Annotated in this window: 14 protein-coding genes; all 14 read right to left on the bottom strand. The window is 62.3% G+C overall.

What is annotated here, in order from left to right:
• Nucleotides 1–15: 15 nt before the first annotated feature.
• On the bottom strand, nucleotides 16–1017 hold the full coding sequence (locus M0808_RS01345) for a serine/threonine-protein kinase (protein ID WP_247839615.1): 1002 nt from the start codon (nucleotides 1015–1017) through the stop codon (nucleotides 16–18).
• Nucleotides 1014–1742, bottom strand: a complete 729-nt coding sequence (locus tag M0808_RS01340; RefSeq protein WP_003229555.1) for a PP2C family serine/threonine-protein phosphatase — start codon at nucleotides 1740–1742, stop codon at nucleotides 1014–1016. Before M0808_RS01340 ends, M0808_RS01345 begins: the two co-directional genes overlap by 4 nt.
• Nucleotides 1742–5281 (bottom strand): type VI secretion system membrane subunit TssM, encoded by a 3540-nt coding sequence (gene tssM / locus M0808_RS01335; protein WP_139055097.1) that lies wholly within the window; start codon nucleotides 5279–5281, stop codon nucleotides 1742–1744. Before tssM ends, M0808_RS01340 begins: the two co-directional genes overlap by 1 nt.
• 13 nt (nucleotides 5282–5294) lie before the next feature.
• Nucleotides 5295–6170, bottom strand: coding sequence for a type IVB secretion system protein IcmH/DotU (gene icmH, locus M0808_RS01330; protein ID WP_003229559.1), 876 nt, complete (start codon nucleotides 6168–6170; stop codon nucleotides 5295–5297).
• Nucleotides 6171–6175: 5 nt separating this feature from the next.
• Nucleotides 6176–7507, bottom strand: coding sequence for a type VI secretion system baseplate subunit TssK (gene tssK, locus M0808_RS01325; RefSeq protein ID WP_007962327.1), 1332 nt, complete (start codon nucleotides 7505–7507; stop codon nucleotides 6176–6178).
• 2 nt (nucleotides 7508–7509) lie between these two features.
• On the bottom strand, nucleotides 7510–8010 hold the full coding sequence (tssJ, locus tag M0808_RS01320) for a type VI secretion system lipoprotein TssJ (protein ID WP_007962325.1): 501 nt from the start codon (nucleotides 8008–8010) through the stop codon (nucleotides 7510–7512).
• A gap of 5 nt (nucleotides 8011–8015) precedes the next feature.
• Nucleotides 8016–9209 (bottom strand): type VI secretion system-associated FHA domain protein TagH, encoded by a 1194-nt coding sequence (tagH, locus tag M0808_RS01315; protein ID WP_096795407.1) that lies wholly within the window; start codon nucleotides 9207–9209, stop codon nucleotides 8016–8018.
• Between the two features lie 18 nt (nucleotides 9210–9227).
• Entirely contained in the window at nucleotides 9228–9368 is a 141-nt protein-coding gene (locus M0808_RS01310; protein ID WP_003229566.1) for a hypothetical protein, read from the bottom strand.
• A gap of 333 nt (nucleotides 9369–9701) precedes the next feature.
• The gene (locus tag M0808_RS01305) at nucleotides 9702–11222 is read right to left on the bottom strand and encodes a sigma 54-interacting transcriptional regulator (RefSeq protein WP_247839613.1); all 1521 of its coding nucleotides are present in this window, start codon (nucleotides 11220–11222) and stop codon (nucleotides 9702–9704) included.
• Nucleotides 11223–11232: 10 nt separating this feature from the next.
• Complete coding sequence (gene tssH, locus M0808_RS01300) at nucleotides 11233–13890, bottom strand: type VI secretion system ATPase TssH (RefSeq protein WP_247839611.1); 2658 nt, start codon at nucleotides 13888–13890, stop codon at nucleotides 11233–11235.
• An 11-nt stretch (nucleotides 13891–13901) separates the two neighbouring features.
• Entirely contained in the window at nucleotides 13902–14909 is a 1008-nt protein-coding gene (gene tssG / locus M0808_RS01295) for a type VI secretion system baseplate subunit TssG (RefSeq protein WP_041071592.1), read from the bottom strand.
• Complete coding sequence (gene tssF, locus M0808_RS01290; protein WP_007962320.1) at nucleotides 14873–16660, bottom strand: type VI secretion system baseplate subunit TssF; 1788 nt, start codon at nucleotides 16658–16660, stop codon at nucleotides 14873–14875. Before tssF ends, tssG begins: the two co-directional genes overlap by 37 nt.
• Nucleotides 16661–16729: 69 nt before the next feature.
• Nucleotides 16730–17152, bottom strand: coding sequence for a hypothetical protein (locus M0808_RS01285; protein ID WP_247839609.1), 423 nt, complete (start codon nucleotides 17150–17152; stop codon nucleotides 16730–16732).
• 7 nt (nucleotides 17153–17159) lie between these two features.
• Nucleotides 17160–17597, bottom strand: a complete 438-nt coding sequence (locus M0808_RS01280; RefSeq protein ID WP_247839607.1) for a hypothetical protein — start codon at nucleotides 17595–17597, stop codon at nucleotides 17160–17162.
• Nucleotides 17598–17604: the final 7 nt, after the last annotated feature.

The following is a 17604-nucleotide window of genomic DNA, read 5'->3' as shown; positions in this document are numbered from 1 at the left end:
TTCGAATGTCGTCCGTTACGCCCGAAGTCGCAACCGTTGCAGCCAGGACGAAGTGGCGCCCAAGGCGTCACGCAATTGTTGGGCAGTGATGGTGCGTTCTGCCGCATTGAAGCTCAGCGCGGTTCGCAGCGCTGGCCAGCCGTGTTTCGATAAGTTCGCCGGGGCTTGCAGCTCGCGCTCCAGGTGCTCGTCGCGGGCCTGGGTCGAGGGCAAGCGGCGGAACGGGTGTTTGCCGCTCGCCAGTTCATAGATCACGCAGGCCACGCCGTACACGTCCGCGCTGGCCGACAACGGTTGGCCCTCAAGCAGTTCGGGGGCGGCGTAGCCCGGGGTCCAGGCGTTGAAGCGCTCGCGGCTCAGGTGCGGCAGGCCGGGCAACACGCCCTCGTCTGCCTGCCCTAGACCGAAGTCGAACAGGCGCAGGCCGTCTTCACTGAGCATGACGTTGCTCGGCTTCATGTCACCGTGCAGCACGCCGCGACGGTGGGCATAAGCCAGCGTATCGAGCAGCGGCAGCGCGATGTCGCGCGTTTCTTTCCACGGCAGGCCGAGGGGCCGCTCGCAGAGCAATTTGTCCAGGGTCAGGCCACGCATGTATTCCATGGTGATGAAGGCCCGCTGGCAGTCGGTGTCGACTTCAAAGGTGTGTGCACGCACGACGTTGTCGTGGCGCAGGCGTCGGGTCAGGGCGAACTCGCTGTAGAGCAAGGCACTGGCGTCCGGCGATTCGGCAAATTCTTCGCTGAGGATTTTCAGCGCAATGTAAGGATCGGGATCGCCGAACTGCTCGTGCAGCAGATCTCGCGCCCGATAGACCGCGCCCATGCCGCCCGCCCCGAGCAGACGCTCGAGGTGGTAGCGGCCGGCGAGTACGTCCGGCAATGCACCGATGCTGGCCTTGGTCGGCGCCAGCAACGGCTCGGCGTTGTTTGCCTTGGCGAAGGCGAAGTAGGTCAGGTTGCTGGCCTGCTCTTCGCTCATCAGCAAGTCATCGACTGAGGATTCGATTTCAGTCATTGGCGGATCACCACGGCAGTCAGGTTATCCCGGGCGGCGCCCCGCAGGGCGCCGTCGAACAGACGTTCCAGCGCCACATGCGGCGCGCTGAGGCTGAGGGCGTTGCCGAGGGCATCGCTGCTCAGGCCCTGATACAAACCATCGCTGCACAGCAAAAACGCATCGCCCGGATAGACCTCGAGTTCGAGGACATCCAGGGTCAGCTGTTCGGCCGCACCGACGGCTCGGGTCAAGGCCTGAGCCGCCGGGTGCGCTGCCGCCTGTTCGACGCTCATCTGTTGCTCGTCGATCAGTTGCTGTTGCAGCGAATGGTCCTTGGACAGCTGATACAGCCGCTGCCCGCGCCACATATAGCAACGGCTGTCGCCAGCCCAGATGCAGGCCGCGCGATTGCCCTCCACCAGCAGCGCCACGACGGTGCTGCCCATGATGCTGTCGTGACGCCCGGCGGTGACCGTCAACTCCTGCCCCAGCCGCCGGTTCAGCCAGTGCAGACACTGGCGGATGGCTTTGAGGCGTTCGTCGAAGTCCTCGTGTTGCGGCAGTTCAGCCAGGCTGGCGACGATCAACTGGCTGGCGATGTCGCCACCCTGATGACCGCCCATGCCGTCCGCGACCACCCACAGCCCCTGCTGCGGATTGTCGAGGAAGGCATCTTCGTTGCGCGCCCGCACCTTGCCCGGATCGGTTCGCGCCGCGCTGCGCCAGGGACTGGCCACCAGCATCAGAGCTGCACCGGCATACGGAAGGTGCGCAGCACGCCCATGTCGAACGGGTTCGGCGTGCGCTGGCTGGTCAGCAGGTAGTTGGCACGCAGGCCACCCACGTCGGCTTTCAGCACCAGCACATCGCGACCGGTCAGGTACTCGGTCTGCATCAGGTCGAACAGACGGAACAGCGACCATGGGCCGGAGTTCTTCTCGATACCGATCGGACGCCCCGCCATCTTGTCCATCACCAGGCTGGTGCGACCGTCTTCAGCGTCGGTCGGCCACTTGAACGTCATTGGCAGAATCGGACCGTGGCGGTACTCCATGGTCTTGTCGCCGAACTTGAACTCGGAACGGCTCACCGCCGGGTCGAGGGTGTACGGTTCCAGTTTGAACTGCACGGTCGGCTCGGCCGGGTTGATCGAGAAGAAGCTCTGGCGAATGGTCAGGGCTGCTGCCATCTGATCGAGGTACATCTTCGACACCGGCAGGCTGTGACCGTCGACGCTGCGCATCCGGTAGTTGCCCGGATCACCGCTGACGAACGGACGCATGTAGCTGTCGAAGAAGCGATCGACGGTGCCTTGAGCCCGGAAGAACTCGCGGAAGTCGCTGATCGCCACGTCGCTGGTGCTGCTGGCGCTGAACGGATAACGCTTGCTGATGGTTTTGCCATACACGCTGTACAGCTCGTTCTGATAACGGCCGTTCAGGTATTGGTAAGCGTCGTTGAGCACCAGGCGCCACGAGTCCTCGGCCAGCACGTTGAACCACACGCTCAGCGGACGCGGCAGGCGACCCGAGGCCGCGCGCAGGTTGGTCAGCGCATCACGCTGGCCGCTCATGCGGGTTTTCGCCATTTCGAACGCGGCTTGTTCCGGCGTGCTGGAACGGGCCAGACCGGACAGTTGCAGTTGCAGGTCGTTGAGCGCGCTGATGGCCGGGGTCAGGTCTGCGGCCGGGCCGTTGTTGTCATCCAGCAAACGGTGCAGCGGCTCGAAGCGGCGTTGCAGCGACTTCTTCGCGGTGTCCGGCAGGCTTTTCGCCACGGCCATCGCCGAAGCCTTGTCCGCCACGGCAGACGCGAGTTTGCCGACCTTGCCCAGTTTGCCCTTCTGCCCGGCCAGTGCATCGGCGGCATCACCGGCTTCATCCACCGGATCGGCGGCGGCCGGGAAGCGCGTGTTCTCGCGCACTTCCGTGAGCAATGCCAGGACCGGCGAGTTGGCCGAAGTCAGGCCCGCCAGTTGCTCGGCGCCTTCACCGGCGTCGCTGATCGGCGGCAAGGCCACCTGGCCAACGGCTTCGCTCCAGTAGTTGGCGTAGTCGCGGAAGTACAGTTGCTCCAGTTCGACCATCAGGCGACGCAAGTCCATGTCGCTGATGCCCGCGCCTTCGCCCAGCACCCAGTTGTCACGCAGGATGTCGGTGACCAGCGCCGAACCCTGCACCGAGAAGTACTGCTGATAACCCTGCTGGGTGTAGAAGCCCGGGATCACATATTCGGTGCCGATGAACAGCGAGCCCTGCGGGCCGAGGTGTTGGCTGAAACGGTATTCCGGCAGGTTGCGCGCCTGCTCGCGGAGCATGCGGTAGACCACGGTGGCCAGCGATTCGGCGCGCAGCACCTGACGTGCCTGAGTCACCAGTTGATCGTTCAGCGGGTAGATGAACGGCTGCTTCAGCAGGCGCTCAAGGTGAGTGTTCAGACCATTCTGCACCGCGGTGTTGCCGGTGTAGCGCTGCGACCAGTCAGTGGCGACCCAGTCCTTGAGCCACGCCGCGTCACGACGGTCTTTCATGTTCAGCATCAGGTACGCACGCAGGCTGTTGAGCAGCTTGTCGCGGTCCTTCATGTTGGCGCGGATCTGCCCTTCGAGCATCGTCGCGACCCGTGGCAGCAATTGCGCTTCGAGCTCATGTTCGTAGGCTTGCTTGACCACCGGATTGACGTCTTCGCCCTGATACAGGCCGCCACGCTCGTGGTACGAAACGTCGCCTTTCTTCGGGAACACCTGAGTCGCTGCGTAGCTGGTATCGAGGGTTTTCAGCACGCCCATCGCATCATCACGCGGGGTCAGCGCCGAACGCTGCTGAGTCCAGTTCTGCGCCAGCGTGCGCAGGTTTTCCAGACGCTCATAGTTGGCCGAGAAACCACCGGCCCAGAGCATGCCGAACAGCGCCAATGCCGCCAGTGCGCCAACGTACAACGCACGCTGACCCCAATGGATGCGGCTGCGCTCGCGTTTGTCGAGGCCGGCCAGATCCGACTCGGGGAAAATCACCCGACTGAACAGATGATGGATGAAGCGCGAACGGCCACTGCGCAGGGTCGGCAGCACGCCGGCATTCATGCCGAGGTTGGCGCCGATGCCGGCGGTGGTCGCGTCCATTTCCTGCGTCAGGTGCGGAGCACTGGTCAGGTAGAAACCCCGCAGCAGCGACGCGCGCTGATACCGGTTGCCAGTGAACGCCATGTCGACGAACAGGCACAGGCGCTCGCCGATCTGCCCCAGTTGATGCGGGAAGTCGAGGATGCGGCCACGGCGCTGGGTATCGCGCTCGGAGTGCATGCGCATGATCACCTGATTGTTCAGGCGCCGCAGCAGCTCTTCGAACTCGCCGCGCAGTACCGCGACGTCGGTGCCGACCTGATCCTTGCGGAAACTGGTACCCAGCACCTGATCGCTTTCTTCGCGGGTCAGTTGATCGAAGAACTCGTCGAAACCGAGCAGCTTGTCCGCCTTGCTCAGCACCAGATACACCGGCACATCGACGTGCAGTTTCTGATAGACGTCTTGCAGACGGCCGCGCACCTGGCGCGCCAAGGTGTCGATGTCCTGCTCGCTGCCACCGATCAGAGATTCCACCGGAATGGTCACCAGCACACCGTTCAACGGACGCCCACGACGACGCTTGCGCAGCAGTTCGAGCAAGGTGGTCCAGGCATTGCCGTCGACTTCCGCGTCCGGCTGGGTGGTGTAGCGCCCGGCGGTGTCGATCAGCACACCGTGATCGGCGAAATACCAGTCGCAATGACGGGTGCCGAGGGTGTCGCGGGTCAGCTTGCGGTCGATCTTGTTGATCGGGAATTCCAGCCCGGAGAAGTCCAGCAGGCTGGTCTTGCCGGAGGCCTGCGGACCGATCAGCAGGTACCACGGCAAATCGTTGCGCCAGCGTTCGCTGCGGCCGCGATACAGGCTCGAAGTCTTCAGGGTTTTCAGCGCGTCCTTGAAGCGCGCCTTCAACTCTTTCTGCTCTTCTTCGATCAGCTCGTCACGACGGATGCGGTCCTGACCGTCTTCGGTTTCTTCGACGGCTTTCTTGCGGATGCCCGCGCGCCAGCTGACGAAGACCATGGTCAGGCCCCAGATCAGGAACAACACGGCGATGGTCAGCAGACGCGAGGTCGCGCTTTCCCAGAACTTGTAGTCATCCACCGCCAACAACGGACCAACGAACCACACCAGCAGTGCCACGAACAGCACCAGCAGCAGGGTCCAGACCCAGGTCTGGCGCAGGAAGGCGCCGACTTTCTTGAAAAACTTTTTCATCACACGTCCCTGTTTACGGCTGCGACTGCGGTTGCACCGCGGCCGGATCAAGCGGCTGATAAGGTTGCAGAACGGTGTCGCGCTGCTCGCCCAGGACCCAGGCGAAGCCCGAATACATCACCACCAGGCAGACCAACGTGAACAGCACCACCATCCACGCCGGCACGATGCGCACCAGGTTGCGGCGCTGGTCGTTGAGGCCTTCCCAGTGCGGCGACAACTCGCGCGGCACGTCGCCACGCAACTGACGGATCTGCCGGTACAGGGCGTCGCGGATGCCTTCAAGCTCAAGCATGCCACGGGCCTGCACGCGGTACTTGCCCTCGAAACCAAGGGACAGGCACAGGTACATCAGCTCGAGCATCGGCAGGTGTTTGACCGGGTTCTTCGACAGCCGATCGAGCAGCTGGAAGAACTTCTCGCCACCGAAGGTCTCGTTGTGGAAGCTGCTGAGCAGGCTCATCTGCGACCACTCGCTTTCGTTGCCCCACGGCGTGGTCACGACAGCTTCGTCGACCACGGTGCAGAGCACGTAACGCGCGGCCATCACCTGGCTGCTTTCGGCGCCGTTGTGCAACGCGCGCACTTCAAACAGCTTGAGCCCGGCGGTCAGGCGCTCGTTGAGCGCGTAGAGGTCTTCGCGGGTTTCACTGTGCTTGAGGCGCACCACTTCCGAGAGCAGTTCGGAGGACGCCGCCACCAGCGAATTGAGGCTGATGTTGAACGCCTCCGCCGGGCGCAGGCGCGCGGCGTAGATCATCCGTTCTTCCAGTTGCTCGAAGCGCGGCGGCGCGGCGAAGTCGGTCAGCGGACTGGCTGCCGGTCCGTGGCCCTGACGATCGAGCAGGACGGTTTTGTCGTCCTGGTTGTAATCCGTTTCCTTGATCATGGCGGTCAGTTCCTGATGGCCCAGAATTTCAGTTCAAGCTCGGCGAATTCGCCGGACACGTGGAACGCGAAGCCGCCGGAGCGCTCGAGTTGCGCCAGGTCTTCGGAACTGAGTTCGAGGATGAAGTAGGTTTTGTTCGAGTGGAACGCGATCTGCCGCGGGGCCACCGGCAACGGTTTGACCTTGATCCCCGGCAGGTGCAAGTTGACCAGTTGGCGGATACGCTCCACCGGGCCGACCTTGAGGTGCGCCGGCAAGCGGTGGCGGAGTTCTTCGGAGTCGCAGTTGGCACTTGCCGCCAGCACGAACGATGCCGAGCCGAGCAGTTTGTGGTCGTGCAACGGCGACACGATGATGCCGTACTGACGCGCTTGCAGGATCAGTTCGATAGCGTGCTGTTCGAGCACCATCGACAGCACCTGACGAATCGCTTCCATCAGTTTGCGGAAGCTCGCGCCCTGATCGGCGTGGGAATAACGGCTGTCCAGTCGCGGGCGCTTGCTGTCACTGGAGAAGGTCGCCAGATCGCCGAGCATGGTCAGCAGCGTGCGGTACAACTCTTCCGGGTGCACCTGCTCCAGACCGAGGTAGTGGCGCAGCAGCAGTTCGGTACGGTTGATCAGTTGCAGCATCATGAAGTCGCCGACTTCCGCGCCACCGACCTTGCCGTTGGAGCGGATCCGCTCGGCAATCGTGTCGCCCCGGTGGTTGAGCATGCTGATGACTTCTTTGAGGCACGACAGCAGATAGCTGGACGCGTGGGCCTGGATGTAGGTCGGCACGAAATCCGGGTCGAGACTGATCACGCCGTCCGGCGTGGTGTCGAGCACGTCGCAGATCTTCAGCTTCACGTAGGCCTGATCGCTCTGCTGCTCGCCGAGCAACAGTTTGAAGTCCGGGCGACCACAGCTGACCTGGCTGGCGGAATCGTCGCCGGCGTTGGAGTCGGCCACTTCGGCGTCGTACGCGGTGTAACGTGCGAGCACGTCGGACTGCTCCGGACGGCGCGCTTCGATGTGGTTACCGGTGACCAACGGCAGCGCCAGGTAAATCGGCGTGTTGCCGGTGTTCGGCGGCACGTCCAGCGCCAGCGGCTCGGTGTTGCCGCCGAGTTCGAACAGGCTGCCGTCCGGCAGGATCCCCGAGGCGGCACTGATCACCAGTTTGCCCATGTTGAGGAACTGCAGGTCGATCTCCAGATTGAGGAAACCCCAGGTGTAGCCACCCAGCAACTGGGTGCGGGTTTTCATCTGGTGATCGTAATAGCGATCGTTGTGCTGGAAGTGCTGCGGCCGCAGCAACATGCCTTCCTGCCAAATGACTTTATGGGTATTCATGTTCAGTCATCCGCCTTGGCGAGCGCTTCATGGGTGTTGCGGATACCGGCCTGATCGAGGGTCAGATCGGCCTCGGTCAGCTCCAGCGGGGTGACCTGAACGGTGTAGCGCCACTTGGTTTCCGGCAGATCGCGGTAGGCGGCGAGAACGCCGACGTAGCGGCTGCCCTCCTCCACGCTGAGTTTCATTTCCACGGTTTCACCCGGGCGCAGTTCGAGTTCTTCGCTGGCCACCAGATCCGGGTTGAGCGATTCCTTGGCGCGCTCGTAGAGGCTGAAGAAATCAGCGTTCTCGAAAGTCACCGGGTGCTTGAGTTCGAACAGGCGCACGACGATCGGCGAAGGACGGCCGTTGAGGTCCGGGTTGAGCTGATCGCTGCCGGTCAGCTTCAGATTGATCTTGGTCACTTTCGAGTACGGCGACAGCGACGAGCAACCGGCGAGCAGCACCAGCACGGTGAGCGCAGTCAGCGTCTTGAAAAAAGCAGTCGAGCGGCGAGACATGCGCATCATCCTTGGTGGTCGGTGTGGAGGGTGGAGATCAGGCGGATCTGTTCTTCGTAGGCCTGGGCGAAATCGCGGGCCAGCAGACGCTCGCTCCAGTCATCGTCCTGACGCAGGGCCTGGTGGTAACGGCCGAACGCTCTCCAGCGTCCGCCCGAGGTGGCGATCAACGGCTTGTTGTCGCGCTCGAACCGCAGGGTCAACTGCTCTGGCGAGAAGTGCTCCAGGGTGCCGCGCACGGCGGCGCGGCTGGCGGTGAGCAGCGCGACCTGATGCGCTTGCAGATCGCGGAACGCACGGGAGATCGCCTGCTCGGCAGGGAGATGACCAGGCTTGTGCGGCTGCAACAGAATCTCCAGTGCTTCGCTCGGATCGACGGCGAATTTCAGCGGGTTCTTGTTGGTGCCTTGCACGGTGGTCTGGGCCAGACGCAGTTCGTTTTTCAGCTCCGAACGGGTGCGCAGGCTCTGCTGCAAACCGCCGATGCTCTGCCGCAGCAGGCGTGCGGCGTTGAGTGCCAGCGCTTCGCGGGCGTCGTGATCCAGGCCTTTGACGTCAACGCCCAGCGCCGCACCGAAGTGCTCCCAGAAACCCTCGCTCTGCCGCTCGACGACCTTCGGGGCCGGAGCAGGCTCGGGTTCAACCGGGGCAATCAGCTCCGGCACCATCAGGCTTTCCATGTCGATGCGCGCGTAGTCGGCACGCTGACGGGAGTCCTCGGGCTTGGCCGTCGGCGCCAACAGTTCGTCGATTTCCGAATAGACGCGCTCTTGCTGCTCGATCGCGTTCAGCGGATCAAGATCGAGGAAGGCGTCGTCCGGAATGATGCTGCCGGCGGCACGCGGACGGCCGACCTCACCGTCGAAGGTCGCCGGGTCACGCACCAGCCGCGCACGAATCTCGAAGTCACCGAGCACGTAGGTGCTGCCGTGCTCGATGCGCACCGGCTCGCCCTTGTGCAGGCGTGCGCCGCTGCCGCCGTCCTGGACCCCGTTGCTGCTGGTGTCGGTGAGGAAAAACGTGCCTTCACGGTAGCTGACAATCGCGTGGTGATTGGACAGATGCCGCTTGCGGTCAGGAATAATCCAGTCGCAGTCCTCGCCCCGCCCGATTACGCCGCCGGCCTGTTTGAAGGTCTTCTGGCACAACTCGGTGGGCACGAACTGCTTGGTGTTCAGCATTTCGAAAACCAGTTCCATGTTTGATGCTCCTTGCGGTCACTTGCCGCGATTGACCGCTTGCGGATCACCCAACGGGCGATAGTCGTTGTCGTTGAATTTGTAATTGCCGCTACAGCCGCCAAGGCCGCATAGAACGACGAGGGTCAGCAGGACAGCGTGCCAGTGACGAACAGACATCAGAGGGTCTCCAGGGGTAGACAAAGCACAAAGCGCCGACCCTTGCGGGCGGCGCTGAAATTAATTCTTTGAGTGGTCTCGAAGGCTCTACATCGGGGCCTTGAGCCAGACCACCGAGGCGTACGTACCTCCTGTGGCAAGTGAGCAATTTGTGGCGAGGGGACTTGTCCCCGATGGGCTGCGAAGCAGCCCCAAAACCTGATTACCGGTTCTTTCAGGAGAACCGCGTTTGCTGGATTACGGCTGCTGCGCGGCCGATCGGGGATAAATCCCCTCGCCACAGAGAAGCCCTTCAAGACAGGAGTTGTGCAAACGGCAAGAGCCAGGTTCAGATCAACCATCGAAGTCACCCAAGTTGATATTCAACCGCCCGAGGCGGTACAGCAGGGTGCGGCGCGGCAGACCCAGTTCGCGGGCAGCGAGGGTCTGGTTGCCGTCGTTCTTGCGCAGGCAGTCGAGCAACAACGTGCGTTCGACTTTTTCCAGGCGTTCGCGCAGATTCAGGCCGCTGTGGTCTTCGGGCATCGGCTCCATGCGCAGGGAGAAATGCTCGGCCAGCAATTCGCCGCCCTCGCACAACAGCACCGCGCGTTCGACCAGTGCCTTGAGTTCGCGCACGTTGCCGGGGAAGGTGTAACCGGACAGGTGCTCCAGCGCCGCGCTCGACCAGCGCACCGGATCACGCTGCAAATACGCGCAGGTCTTCTCGGCAAAGTGCTGAGCCAGTTCGAGGATGTCGCCTTCGCGCTGACGCAGGGCCGGCAGCTCGATCGGGAATTGCGCCAGTCGGTAATACAGGTCCTCGCGGAATTTGCCTTCGCTGACCAGCGTCGACAGATCGCGGTGGGTCGCGGCGATGATGCGCACATCGATCTTGTGCGTGTCGTTGGAACCCAGCGGGCGAATCTCGCCCTCCTGCAACACCCGCAGAATCTTCGCTTGCAGCGACAGCGGCATGTCGCCGATCTCGTCGAGCAACAGCGTGCCGCCGTTGGCCGCATCGAACAGCCCCGCGCGGTCACGGTCAGCGCCGGTGAAGGCGCCTTTGCGATAGCCGAACAGCTCGCTTTCCAGCAGGTTTTCCGGGACGGCCGCGCAGTTCTGCACGATGAACGCCTGAGAGCGGCGCGGGCCGCAATCGTGAATCGCCCGGGCCACGACTTCCTTGCCGGTGCCGGTCTCGCCGCGCAACAGTACGGTGTAAGGGCTGTGCAAGACTTTGCTGATCAACGAGTGGGTCTGGCGCATGGCGGCGCTTTTGCCGATCAGACCATAGCCGCTGATGCTCGGCACACTGCGCGCCACCGTGGCCGACTCTGCCGGCGGCTGGCGCAGACGCTGCAGCAAGTGCAACTGACCAAGGACGAACGAGCCGAGCTGGCCGAGTGAATCGGCAAAACCCTGCAGGTCGACGTGACGACGACTGGCGCACAGCAGCAGGCCTTCAACCGCCTTATGCTGATTGACCAGCGGCACGCACAGCAGCGATTGCCAGGCACCAGCGGTGGCCGGCAGGAAACTGGTTTCGTGCAGGCTGGCGCCCAGATCATCGAGGCAGACCACGCGGTTCTGGCACAGGGCAAACTGCAGCAGCTGCTCACCGTTGTAGTCCGCCGGGAGGCTGGTGGCGGCGCGCGGTTGCAGCGCGCCGTCGAGGCATTCGGCGTTCATCCCCAGGCAGGTGTGGGTAGCGTCGAGCAGGTACAGCTGGGTCAATTCGCACCCGCTCAGTTCGGCCAACCCGCGCACGAAGTCACCCAGCAGCGCAGCACCGTCCGCCGCGCGCGACAGGCTGGCGAACTGCGCCAGCAAGGCTTCGGCATAGACCAGTGGCTGCGGCACTTGAGTGAACATCACACCCACCTCAGGCGAACTCGCACGTCACGCTGGCGTTGCCGTCGAGCGTTGCATGCACACGCTTGAGGCTTTCACCGGTGGCCATCGCATCGAGCAAGCGGTCGGCTACCAACGGCAGCACATGCTGATCGAGAAGATGGTCGATCAGGCGCGCGCCGCTTTCGCTTTGCGTGCAGCGCTCGGACAGATGATCGACGAGGTTCTGGCACCAGCTGAAATCCAGCTGACGGCGGTTCAGGCGCTCGCCGAGACGACCGAGCTTGATCTCGATCAGCTCGCGCAGCACCGGGCCACCGACCGGGTAGTACGGCACCACTTTCATCCGCGCCAGCAGCGCAGGTTTGAAGTGTTTGCTCAGCACCGGGCGAATGGTCTCTTCGAGCAGCTCGGCGGTCGGGCGGGCACCGTCTTCGCAGAGGTCGCTGATCTTGTCGCTACCGAGGTTCGAGGTCATCAGGATCAAGGTGTTGCGGAAGTCGATCTCGCGACCTTCGCCGTCGTTGGCCACGCCCTTGTCGAAGATTTGGTAGAACAGGTTGAGCACGTCCGGATCGGCCTTCTCGACTTCATCGAGCAGCACCACCGAGTACGGTTTCTGGCGCACAGCTTCGGTGAGCATGCCGCCCTCGCCGTAACCGACGTAGCCCGGTGGCGCACCGATCAGACGCGACACGGTGTGCTTCTCTTGGAATTCGGACATATTGATGGTGGTGATGAAACGGTCGCCGCCGTACAGCAGGTCAGCCAGGGCCAGCGCGGTTTCGGTCTTGCCGACGCCGCTCGGGCCGACCAGCAGGAACACGCCGACCGGTGCATCAGGTTTGTTCAGGCCGGCGGCAGTGGCGCGCATCGAGCGATCCAGCGCGTGCACGGCTTGTTCCTGACCACGGATGCGCGTGCGCAGGTCGGTGGCAAAACTCGCGACCTTGGCGTTGTGCTCGCGGGCCAGTTGCGCCAGCGGCACGCCGGTCCAGGCGCTGATCACTTCGGCCACCAGACGCGGGCAGACTTCGAAGCTGACCAGACGTTCTTTGACTTGAGCAGCGGTCAGGGCGCTGTGGGTCTGGTGCAGTTCGGCTTCCAGCACTTCGACGCTCTGGCCTTCCTCGACCTCGGCGGCGATGGTTTCGATCACGGTGCCTTCGGCGTCTTCTTCAACGCTGACGGTCGGCTCGACAGCGGCAGCTTCGCGGGCCTTGGCCAGTTGCTGACGCAGTTCCAGCAGGCGCTCGGCCAGTTGCTTCTGTTCGGTCCACAGACTTTCCAGCGCGACCCTTTCGTTTTCGGCTTCGTCCAGTCGCGCTTCCAGTGCATCCAGCGCTTCGTGGTCGATCAGCAGACCAGCCTCGGCATCGCGACGCAGGGCCTGACGCTGACGGCCACCCTCAGCCAGTTCGCCACGCAGGCGTTCGAGGCTTTCCGGGGCGGCGGCGAGGCTGATGCGCACACGGGCACACGCGGTGTCGAGGACGTCGACGGCTTTGTCCGGCAGCTGGCGACCGGCCAGATAGCGCGCCGACAATTCCGCCGCCGAGACCACCGCGTCATCGCGCAGATAGATGCCGTGGCTCTTCTCGTAGACCTGCGCCAGACCACGGAGAATGGTCACCGCTTCGCTGACAGTCGGCTCATGCAACTGCACCGGCTGGAAACGACGGGCCAGCGCCGGGTCCTTCTCGAAGTATTTCTTGTACTCGGCCCAGGTGGTGGCGGCGATGGTGCGCAGTTCACCACGGGCCAGCGCCGGTTTCAGCAGGTTGGCCGCGTCGGAACCGCCTGCATTGCCACCCGCGCCAATCAGGGTGTGGGCTTCGTCGATGAACAGGATGATCGGTTTCGGCGAGGCTTTGACTTCGTCGATCACGCCTTTGAGGCGACGCTCGAACTCACCTTTGACGCTGGCGCCAGCCTGCAGCAGGCCCATGTCCAGCGACAGCAGCTCGACGCCCTTGAGCACTTGCGGCACTTCACCGGCAGCGATGCGCGAGGCCAGGCCTTCGACGATGGCGGTCTTGCCGACACCGGCCTCACCGACGACGATCGGGTTGTTCTTGCGGCGACGGGCGAGGATGTCGACCATCTGCCGGATCGCGCCATCGCGGCACAGCACCGGGTCGAGTTTGCCGTCGCGGGCCTGTTGGGTCAGGTTATGGGTGAAGCGCTGCAGCAGCGATTCGCCCTGCGCCGCCGGCTTGCCGTTGGCCGCCGGTTGCTCCTGTTGCGACAGGGCAAATTCCTTCAGGCGATCGATGTTCAACTTGGCGAGCAACGGCTGGTAACGGCTGCCGGCGTAGCGCATCGGGTTGCGCAGCAGCGCGAGGATCAGCGCGGCATCTTCCACCTGGGTCTGGCCCAGTTCAAGGTTCGCCACCAGCAGCGCGTCTTGCAGCCACTGCACCAGTTCCGGGGCAAACACCGGGTTGCGCGAGGCGCTGTGTTCAACGCGAGATTGCAGTGCGGCGCTCAGTTCACCGGCATCGACATCCGCATCCTGCAAAGCGCGGGACAGCAAGCCGTTCGGACGCTCCAGCAGCCCCAGCAGCAGGTCTTCGACGAGGATCTTGCTGCCGCCACGGGCCACGCAACGTTCGGCCGAACGCTCCAGATCGCGACGGGTTTCGGCGTCCAGCGCCTGGATGAGTTGTTGCAGGTCTACGTTGATCATGGCTCACGTCCTTAATGAATTTTGCTGCCCAGGGTGACCACGCCGTCTGCTTTTTCGCAGCCCAGCCAACTGGTCCACCCCAGGCGACAGTCGTTCTTCTCACCAATGCGCAGTTCGCGGATTTCTTCCGGGCGCAGCACCAGGCGAATGTCGTAATCGAGCGGGTCACGCAAGGTGAACCGCACCAGCGCGCACAGCGGCTGGTAACCGAAACCGATCGGCAGGAATTCGTGGAATCGCTCCCAGTCGAGTTCGGTGATGTGAATGCGGAATTTGCCGCTGCGGTCGCGCACCCGCTCGCCCAGCACCAGGTCTTCACCGAGCAGGCTGTTGGCGCGACCGAGGCGGTTGCGCTGCTCGTCGAGGATCTCCACGCGGCGCTCGATGCACTGCTCGATGACCAGGTCTTCGTGCTTGAAGTAGTAACGCAGTACGGCTTCGATCAGCGCCGCCGAGTGCGCGCGCAAGCTGAGCAGACCGAGGTATGGCAGCAGGCGCTTCCAGTTCAGTTCCTTGGCCTTGCGGATCTCGTCGCCACCCAGACCGATCAGCGCGAACAGCTGCGAGGAAAACGGGTCGATCGCGCCACTCTGGAAGCTGGCGCGATAGCGGTACTTGCGCCAGATCGGCAGCATCAGCCGTTGCAGGCGATGATGGAACAGGTCGAGGAAATTGCGCGTCGGGTTGCCGTCCTCGCTGTCGCCCAGTGCCTGCTCCCCGTAAAACGCCGGCAGCGGCGAGCCGGAGCCGACCAGCCCGATCAGGTTGAAACGCATGCGCGCGCGCATCTGCCCGTGTTCTTCGAAAAACTCCACGCGATCGACGTCGCTGCGCGGAAAGCCCAGGCTCGGGTTCGCCTGGAACTCCACCTGATCGTACAGATCGTCTTCGCTCAGGTACGGGTGCGCCTCGCGCAGCCGGTCGATCACCAGCAGCACGGCCTGAAACAGCGAGTACTCGCGTATTACCTTGGTCAGCCCGCTTAAAGCAGGGGCTGCAGGCCCATACGTGGTGTCCATTGGTACACCTCTCCCTGTGTGCTTTTTACCCGCAGCTCGTGGTACGAATTGAGACTGGCGTAAAGCGCGAAAAACTCGTTAAGAACCGAAGCGAAAACGAACAGGTCGCCTTCGCCGATATACCCTTCGGGGTCGATGGTCAGTTCGGTGCGCAGACCGCGTACCGGCAAGCCACGGTGCAGCCGGTCGACGTGGTGGTGCTTGATGTGCTTGAGGCCGCCGAGCAGGCGTTTGCTGACCTTCTCCGCGTGCTGGTCGTAGTAGCGCGGCAGGTCGTAGGTTTCGAGAATCACCTTCAACGCGTTGACGTCGGCCAGCGACAGATAGTTGAGCGACATGTTGCTGATCAGCTTCCACAGGAAGTCACGGTTCAGCGGCGGCGCAAAGCTCGACGTGGCCGGGGTGATGTTGCGGAAACTCAGGAACTCCGGGGTCTCTTCACAGGCCATGCAGATGTCGCCGAGCTTGAGCTTGCGCGGCAGGTTCTGGTTGGTGCAGATCAGCTCGATCGACAGGGTTTCGTGGGCTTCGGTGTGGCGGATGCCGAAGCTCAGGTAGGTGTCGAGGCCGTCATGCAGCAACGACGAACGCTGGCGGATGCTGTAATGCGGACGGCTGTTGGGCACGTCGAAACTCGGGTCATGCTCGAAGGATTCGAACGGCACGTACTCCTGATAACCGAGGCCGCCGGGCTTCCAGCCAGTCACGGTTTCCACCGAGAACACGCCGCAGTTTTCCAGATCGTATTCCGCCGGCAGCAGCAGGTATTCATCCTGTTTGCCATCGAGGCGGATCGGCAGCGCGTCGTGGGCGAACAGGTTGGCAATCGGCGTGCAGAACAGCTTCACGTTATCCAGGGTCGGCCGCATGCGCATGATCCCGCTCTTGCGGATATCGAAACGCAGCTCCAGGCCGCGCATCTGCTTGAGCGTGTCTTCCGGCAGCGCCTTGAGGATGTCCAGACCGTTGACGTCGACGAACAGGAACTTGTCCTGGAAGGCGAAGTACTCCTGCAGGTAGCGGTAGCCACGGAAGGTGTTCAGCGGATATGGGATCAACGCTTCTTCTTCGGCAAAGCCCACCGGCTTGACCCGGTCACCGGGAATCTTGAACGCCATCGGCTTGCCCGCCACGCCATCGATTGGCTTGCCGGCGCCGTCGAGCGGGATCAGCTCAATGCCTTCCAGGTTGCGCAGCAGGCTCAGATACAGCATCTGGCTGATGTAGCGTTCGCCGGCAAAGTGCAGGCGCAGCTTGCTCAACTCCAGCTCACCGAGGTGACCGTCGGCGCTCATCTCCAGACGCAGGCTGAGCAGCGAACCGTCGCCCTTCACCGAGTAGTTCAGCGCGGCCAGATCCAGCGGCAGGACTTCGGTCGGGTAGCAGGTGCGGAAGCGGCAACGCACGTCTTCGATCGGTTTGCTTTCGATCGGCGTATCGCGCTCGACCACCAGCGCCGGGCCAGAACGTTTCAACGGATCGAACTGCAGAATGCTGAACGCCGGAAGCGGGCGCATGTAGTTCGGCCACAGCAGCTGCATCAGCGAATGGCTGAGCTCCGGCAGCTCGTCGTCGAGCTTCTGCCGCAGACGCCCGGTGAGGAACGCAAAACCTTCCAGCAACCGCTCCACATCCGGATCCCGCCCGGCCTGACCCAGGAACGGCGCCAACGCCGGACTACGCTCGGCGAAACGGCGACCCAACTGGCGCAGTGCGGTGAGTTCGCTTTGGTAGTAGTGGTTAAAGGACACGGGTTACCTGCCTGGTAGTGGAACTCATGGAATAACTGTCCTGCGGATTACGCTCGATGTCCGATCTGGTCATTGGATTGCACCTGCAGGCTGACTTGGCTGAATGCGACCTGCGATGTTTCGCAAAGCCCAACGCAACTCGATGACTTGAGTGGTGAGGATCGCCAGCAACGTGACGCAGCCTTGAGCTACGCCGTAAAACAGGGCTCTTAACGGGTTGTCGGGTAGCATCCAGAGCAGGATGAAGCCCACCATCAGAAAAAGGATGGCCAGCTTGGCGACCAGACCTGGAATCAGCGCAACGATCAGGTTGACGCCCAGAAAAATGTAAAACAGTGCGTAACTCGCAATGCCGATGGCGACACCATGGGAGGTAAATCCGCCGTTAAAAAGCCTGTAAGCATGCACAACCGCGTCATTCAAAAATGCATAAGCCACGCATCCGACGGCGTGGATTAATAAGCATAGGGTGAGACGAACGTAGCTGTTCATACTGCTATCAATTTTCCAGAATCTCGTAGGGTGTATTACTGATGAACATATTCAACCAATGGCTTTCCCATTGAGGCATCGCTATCTCGAACGTTCTCTTACTCTTATTAAAATATATCCATGCAATACCGACAGTTGACTCATTCTCTGACGTCCTCATGTCCAACGACTGAGTGTCATACAATGGGGTACGATAAACTTCTTGCGGATTTTGCCTGTCAATAACTCTCAGATAGGCCATTCCACCGAGGGTAAGAATTTTCCCAACCCGCACGTTTTCCATAACGTATCGGCCGGATGGGCTGATTACCGTCGAACTAGCAGGATAATTCCGCATGGCAGATACAACAAAAAACAATGAAACAGAAAACACCACAAATAATACAGCCACACAGGAAGCTGCCTTCCTGTGCTTATTAATATCAGGGACAGCCCCTTTTTTCATAGAGAAA

It is taken from the genome of Pseudomonas sp. MWU12-3103b (genome assembly GCF_023100615.1).
Classification (GTDB): Bacteria; Pseudomonadota; Gammaproteobacteria; order Pseudomonadales; family Pseudomonadaceae; genus Aquipseudomonas; species Aquipseudomonas putida_A.
The sequence above is the reverse complement of the archived record's forward strand: the minus strand, read 5'-3'. Positions and strand labels throughout refer to the sequence as shown.

What these genes read in the sequence shown, in the direction of transcription:
- M0808_RS01345 (WP_247839615.1), bottom strand. Translation starts at nt 1,017, where the DNA reads ATGACTGAAATCGAATCCTCAGTCGATGACTTGCTGATGAGCGAAGAG.
- M0808_RS01340 (WP_003229555.1), bottom strand. Translation starts at nt 1,742, where the DNA reads ATGCTGGTGGCCAGTCCCTGGCGCAGCGCGGCGCGAACCGATCCGGGC.
- tssM (WP_139055097.1), bottom strand. Translation starts at nt 5,281, where the DNA reads ATGAAAAAGTTTTTCAAGAAAGTCGGCGCCTTCCTGCGCCAGACCTGG.
- icmH (WP_003229559.1), bottom strand. Translation starts at nt 6,170, where the DNA reads ATGATCAAGGAAACGGATTACAACCAGGACGACAAAACCGTCCTGCTC.
- tssK (WP_007962327.1), bottom strand. Translation starts at nt 7,507, where the DNA reads ATGAATACCCATAAAGTCATTTGGCAGGAAGGCATGTTGCTGCGGCCG.
- tssJ (WP_007962325.1), bottom strand. Translation starts at nt 8,010, where the DNA reads ATGTCTCGCCGCTCGACTGCTTTTTTCAAGACGCTGACTGCGCTCACC.
- tagH (WP_096795407.1), bottom strand. Translation starts at nt 9,209, where the DNA reads ATGGAACTGGTTTTCGAAATGCTGAACACCAAGCAGTTCGTGCCCACC.
- M0808_RS01310 (WP_003229566.1), bottom strand. Translation starts at nt 9,368, where the DNA reads ATGTCTGTTCGTCACTGGCACGCTGTCCTGCTGACCCTCGTCGTTCTA.
- M0808_RS01305 (WP_247839613.1), bottom strand. Translation starts at nt 11,222, where the DNA reads ATGTTCACTCAAGTGCCGCAGCCACTGGTCTATGCCGAAGCCTTGCTG.
- tssH (WP_247839611.1), bottom strand. Translation starts at nt 13,890, where the DNA reads ATGATCAACGTAGACCTGCAACAACTCATCCAGGCGCTGGACGCCGAA.
- tssG (WP_041071592.1), bottom strand. Translation starts at nt 14,909, where the DNA reads ATGGACACCACGTATGGGCCTGCAGCCCCTGCTTTAAGCGGGCTGACC.
- M0808_RS01285 (WP_247839609.1), bottom strand. Translation starts at nt 17,152, where the DNA reads ATGAACAGCTACGTTCGTCTCACCCTATGCTTATTAATCCACGCCGTC.
- M0808_RS01280 (WP_247839607.1), bottom strand. Translation starts at nt 17,597, where the DNA reads ATGAAAAAAGGGGCTGTCCCTGATATTAATAAGCACAGGAAGGCAGCT.